The 469-nt window shown below is 65.0% G+C and carries 1 protein-coding gene; it reads right to left on the bottom strand.

What is annotated here, in order from left to right; translation table 11 throughout:
• The coding region (locus OWC48_RS46425; RefSeq protein ID WP_282525983.1) for a hypothetical protein at positions 1-469 on the bottom strand (469 nt) is incomplete at both ends.

The raw sequence follows: 469 nt of genomic DNA, 5'->3' as shown, positions 1-469 counted from the left end.
TCTTGCCATTGATGAGGATGGCGCCGCCGGAAGACGCATCGATCAGGCTGCCCGCGGAGAGCTTCACGGATTGGGGCGAGTTCAGCGAGACATTGCCGCCGTCGACAAAAGCGAGACCGGACAGATTGCCGCGATCAAGGAGTGCATTGGTCCACAGCCCGCGCGTATCGATCACGGCGCCCGGGTTCAGCCGCACGCCCAGCATGCCGTCGATGGTCGGCAGCGTCCCGGTGCCGACGTCGACGACATTGCTGAAGGACACATTGCCGCTGCGCACGGTGACGGTGCTGTTGACATCGATAACCGGTGCGGCAGCGGTGATCTGACCGCCCGGCGCCAGTGTCAGCGGAGCGTCGATGGCGACATGCCCGCCGGTCGTCACCGTCAAGCCGCCCAATCCGAAGCTGTTGAGCTGCCTGGTATCGAACCACGCGGTATTGGCGCGGTCCTCAGGCACCGACGCGTTCGG

It is taken from the genome of Bradyrhizobium sp. Arg816 (assembly GCF_029989365.1).
In the GTDB taxonomy this organism is placed as follows: domain Bacteria; phylum Pseudomonadota; class Alphaproteobacteria; order Rhizobiales; family Xanthobacteraceae; genus Bradyrhizobium.
Note: the sequence above shows the minus strand (reverse complement) of the source record. Positions and strands in the feature narration are given on the sequence as shown.